This window comes from Kitasatospora sp. NPDC057198 (genome assembly GCF_042670125.1).
Lineage (GTDB): Bacteria > Actinomycetota > Actinomycetes > Streptomycetales > Streptomycetaceae > Kitasatospora.
Window position 1 is genome coordinate 1 of record NZ_JBHUWH010000580.1, and the last position, 4391, is coordinate 4391.

Below are 4391 nucleotides of genomic sequence, written 5' to 3' on the forward strand. Positions count from 1 at the left end.
GGCGGGCGCGGGGGTTCCCCCCGCCCCCCCCCGCCGCCCGCCTCCTCGACCAGGCCGTACTTGGCCAGCTGGCGCAGGTGGAAGGAGCAGCTCGCCACCGATTCGGTGCCGAGCAGCTCCGCCGCCCGGGTCGCGGTCAGCGGCCCGTGCAGGCGGAGCAGGCCCACCAGTGCCATCCGGGTCGGATGGGCGTAGGCGCGCAGGGCGCGCGGATCGGTGAGCCGGACGGCCGGCAGCTCTTCGCTCATGTTCTAAAGCTAGCTTTAGAAAGAACTCTTTACAAGATGCCGGCCCGTGGCGTCCGGGAGATCACGCCCCGGTCAGGAGGCCGGACCCACCTTGACGGTGGTGAGCCTGCCGCCCTGGGTCTCCCGGACGACCTCGATCCGGGTGTTGGTGTCCGGCACCCTCACCCCGAGCTGCGGGATCGCCGGGTCGCTGTACATCCCGGTGCGGTCGTCGAACACCGGCACCGCCGGCTCGGAGGGCACCGCGGTGGGCACGCCCGCCTTGTGCAGGGTGAACGAGGTGGTCGGCTTCAGCGAGAAGGTCGCGTCGTACGGCTGCGACCGCCCGTTGGCGACCGAGCCGTCGGCGAACCGCAGCGCCTTCGGGTGCGCGTCCACCGGCAGGATCAGGCCGCCGCCCAGGTGGTCGACCGTGTTGTTGTCGCCGTAGGCGGTGTCCCACAGCCACACCAGCACGCCCTCCTGGTACGGGTAGGTGTCGATCACGTTGCTCTTCCCGGCGACGCCCGAGTAACCGAAGTTGTACGGGCCGGTCTTCAGGAAAGCGCCGTAGCCGGCGTAGCGCCGGTTTTCCACCAGGTACGCCCGCGGGTGCTGCTTGACCGCGTCCTCGCCCTCGATCACCGAGAAGCCGACCTGCGCCCAGGCGGCGTCCCCGCCGTTCTCCGCGCCGTCCGCCAGCACCGCCGCGCCGTCGGCGGTCAGCTTCACCGCGTCCACCAGCACGCCCCTGCCGTGGGTGTTGGAGTCCGAGGTGACGTGGAAGCGCACCTGCACGCTCCTGCCCAGGTAGGCGTCCAGCGGGACGTGCAGCTGCCGCCAGCCGCCCGAGCTGCCGCTCAGGCCCGGGGTCTGCGCGGTGGTGTCGCCGATCGGCTGCCCGTCGACGGTGCCGTGCAGCGGCGTCCAGCTCCTGCCGCCGTCGGCCGACGCCTCGACCGAGAAGAAGTCGTAGTCCTGCTCGGTGTCCCACCAGGCGGCCGCGTCCAGCGAGGCCGAGGAGGCGGCGCCGGTCAGGTCGGCGGTGCGGGAGAGCGAGGCGTCCATGGCGTCACCGGTGTCGCTCCACCACTGCTTGCCGCCCTCGTACGGGACGGCCAGCGAGGTGGTGGTGGTGCTCGGCGGCAGGTGCACCAGGACGGCCTGCGCCTGGTCGGTGTGGTAGCCGCTGACGCCCAGGGCGTGGCTGGAGCGGGTCGCGGCCCGCGCCTCGTCGTAGTCGAGCCAGCCCAGCTGCAGCTTGCTCCAGGCGTCCAGGTCGCCCGGGTACTCGCCGGTGGTGTTCTTCCCCCGGCCCAGGTAGGAGGCCGAGGACATCAGCGACCAGAAGCTGACGGAGTTGTCGCCGCCGCCGGTCGGGTACAGGTCGGGCAGGCCGAGGTTGTGGCCGAACTCGTGGGCGAACAGGCCCACGCCGCTGTTCTCGCCCGCCTGCACGTAGTCGTAGGCGTAGAAGCCGGAGTCGCCGACCGGCGTGCCGCCGATCCGGTTCCCCTCCGGGCCGGTCCGCCCGGTCGGGTCGGGGAAGGCCCAACTGCGGTGCGCCCACAGGGCGTCGGCGCCCTGGGCGCCGCCGCCCCAGGTCTCGTCGACGCCGGCGTGCACCACGATCACGTTGTCGAGGTAGCCGTCCGGCTCGTCGAAGTCCCCGTCCTTGTCGTAGTCGTAGCGGTCCTCGGTGTCGTACTGCGCGAGCTCCGCCCTGACGTCGGCCGGGGTGCGCCCCTTGGCGAGCTCGCCGTCGTACCACGCCTTGGTGGCGTCCCGGACGAACTCCTGGGCCTGCGTCCAGGCGCCGCCGCCCTGCGGGCCCTTGTTGGAGCCGTAGCGGGCCTCGTTCCACGGCACGGTCACCCAGTCGGAGACGGTGCCCTGGAGGTCGTACCGGCCGGAGGACTGGGTGCGGTAGAAGTTGCGCATCGAGTTCGCGCCGGGCGTGTCGTCGAAGAACATCTTCCGGTAGTAGTCGCGGCTGAAGTCGCTCTCCCAGTAGGTGTGGGTGTCGCTCCTGTCCGGCCGCGGGACGGCGTTGTGCTTCGGGCCGGGGGTGCCGCCGTAGCGGACCTGGCCGTCGTACCGGGTGGTGGTGTCGACCTGGTCGCCGAACTGGGCCAGGATCACGAACACCTTGTCGGTGCGCTGCCTGGCCAGCTGGACGTAGTCGCGGCCGATCTTCACCTTGGCCGGGGCGCTCCTGCCGTCCTTGGCGACCCCGCCCTGGTTGACCTGCTCCAGGGCCCGGGCGCGGAGGGCCTGCCGGGCCCTCTCCTGCGGCGGCACCGGGGAGGGCGGCGCCTCCCTGCCGTCCGCGCCCTGCTGGGCCGCCAACTCGACGGCGGGCTTGGCGGGTTGGCCGAACGCGGGGGTGATGGTCAGTGCTATCGCACCGGTGGTCAGCGCAGCCATGAGGGCTGTGGGAAGCCTGCGCAAGTGACCCGCTCCTCTGAGGGGTGGACAAACGGATGGCCGGTAATATTTCACATGTCATCCACTACAGGGAAGGGGCGGCACCCAGTTCCCTGCGCAGGAAGGCGAGCTCCTGGACGGCGATCCGCTCCAGCACCCCGTCCGGCGCCATGTGGCTCACCCCCGGCAGGGCCAGCAGGTCGTGCGGCCGGCCCGCCCGGGTCAGCGCCTCGGACAGCAGCAGGGTGTGCGAGGGGTGCACGTTGTCGTCCGCCAGGCCGTGGATCAGCAGCAGCGGACGGCTCAGCCCCGGCGCGTCGCCGAGCAGGCAGTCCGCCGCGTACCCCTCCGGGTTGTCCTGCGGCAGGCCCAGGTACCGCTCGGTGTACGCGGTGTCGTACCGCCGGAAGTCGGTGGGCGGGGCGCCCGCGCTGGCCGCGTGGAACACGTCCGGGCGGCGCAGCACCGCGAGCGCCGCGAAGTAGCCGCCGTACGACCAGCCGCGCACGCCGACCCGGTCCAGGTCCAGGTCCGGGTGGTCGGCGCCGAGCGCCCGCAGCGCGGCCACCTGGTCGTCGATCGCGACCTGCGAGAAGCGGCGGAAGATCGCCCGGGTGAAGTCCGGCGAGACGAACGGGGTGCCCCGGTTGTCCACCGTCACCACCGCGAAGCCCTGGTCGGCCCACCACTGCTTGAGCTGCCAGCGGCGCGGCTCGTTGGCGATCACCTGGAAGCCCGGACCGCCGTAGACGTCCAGCAGCACCGGCAGCCTGCGGCCGCTCCGGTGCCCCCGCGGGTACAGCACCGCGGTGGGCAGGCCGAGTTCGGTCACCCGGGCCAGCAACGGGCGCGGGCGGTACGGGAGTTCGGCCGCCAGGTCGGGAAAGCTCCGGCTGCCGGCGGGAGTCCGCAGCTCGCGGCGGATCCCGTCCAGCGAGGCCGAGGTGAGCAGCAGCACGCCCCCGCCGTGGGCGGCCACCGCGTGCACGCCCGCGCCCCCGGTGAGCTTCTCCAGCGCGCCGGTGTCCGGGTCGAGCAGGAAGACGTGCTGGTCGGCCGGGTCGCCGTCGCCCGCCTCGATCAGCAGCCGGCCGTCCTGCCACGGGCTGACCACCCGGCGCACCTGGAGCCGCTCGTCGGTGAGGATCTTGCCGTCCAGCGCGACGCCGCGGGCCGCCGGGGTGTCCGCGGAGGTCAGCACCCGGCCGTCGGCCAGCCGCAGTGGGGTGCCGGGCAGCGGGTCGACCCAGAACTCGTCCTCGGTGCGGCTCAGTTCGCGCGTCGCGCCGGTGGCCGGGTCGGCGGTCAGCAGCAGCACGTTCTGCTGCAGCCGGTCCGCGACGGTCAGCAGGATCTCGCCGCCGCCCTCCCAACCCGCCGCCGTCACGTACGGGAACTCCTCGGCGTCCCAGCGCAGTCGCGTCGCCGCGCCGCCCGGACGCAGCACCCACAGCTGGACGTCCGCGTTCGGGCCGCCGGCCTGCGGGTAGGCGAAGGACTCCGGGGCCAGCTCCGGGTGCGCCGGGTCGGCGAAGTGCCGCAGCGGCAGGGCGGATTCGTCCACCCGGGCGGCCAGCAGGGCGGTGCCGTCCGGCGCCCACCAGTGGCCGCGCAGCCGGCCCAGCTCCTCCTGGGCGGCGAACTCGGCCACCCCCCACAGCGCGCCGTCCGCCGGGCTGACCCGGCCGCCCGGGGTCAGGTGCAGCGCCCCCTCGGCGACGTACGCCACCACCGAGC

General features: G+C 73.4%; 3 protein-coding genes. All 3 read right to left on the reverse strand.

Annotation, left to right across the window (positions count from 1 at the left end; all coding sequences use genetic code 11):
• Positions 1-248: winged helix-turn-helix domain-containing protein (locus ACFUEL_RS35830; RefSeq protein WP_380241789.1), on the reverse strand; the 248-nt coding region annotated here is incomplete at its 3' end.
• Positions 249-320: 72 nt separating this feature from the next.
• Entirely contained in the window at positions 321-2654 is a 2334-nt protein-coding gene (locus ACFUEL_RS35835) for an immune inhibitor A domain-containing protein (protein ID WP_380241791.1), read from the reverse strand.
• 85 nt (positions 2655-2739) lie between these two features.
• A partial coding sequence (locus tag ACFUEL_RS35840) for a prolyl oligopeptidase family serine peptidase (protein WP_380241793.1) occupies positions 2740-4391 on the reverse strand: 1652 nt, incomplete at its 5' end.

Coding starts and splice junctions, on each gene's coding strand:
- ACFUEL_RS35835 (WP_380241791.1), bottom strand. CDS start 2,654: ATGGCTGCGCTGACCACCGGTGCGATAGCACTGACCATCACCCCCGCG.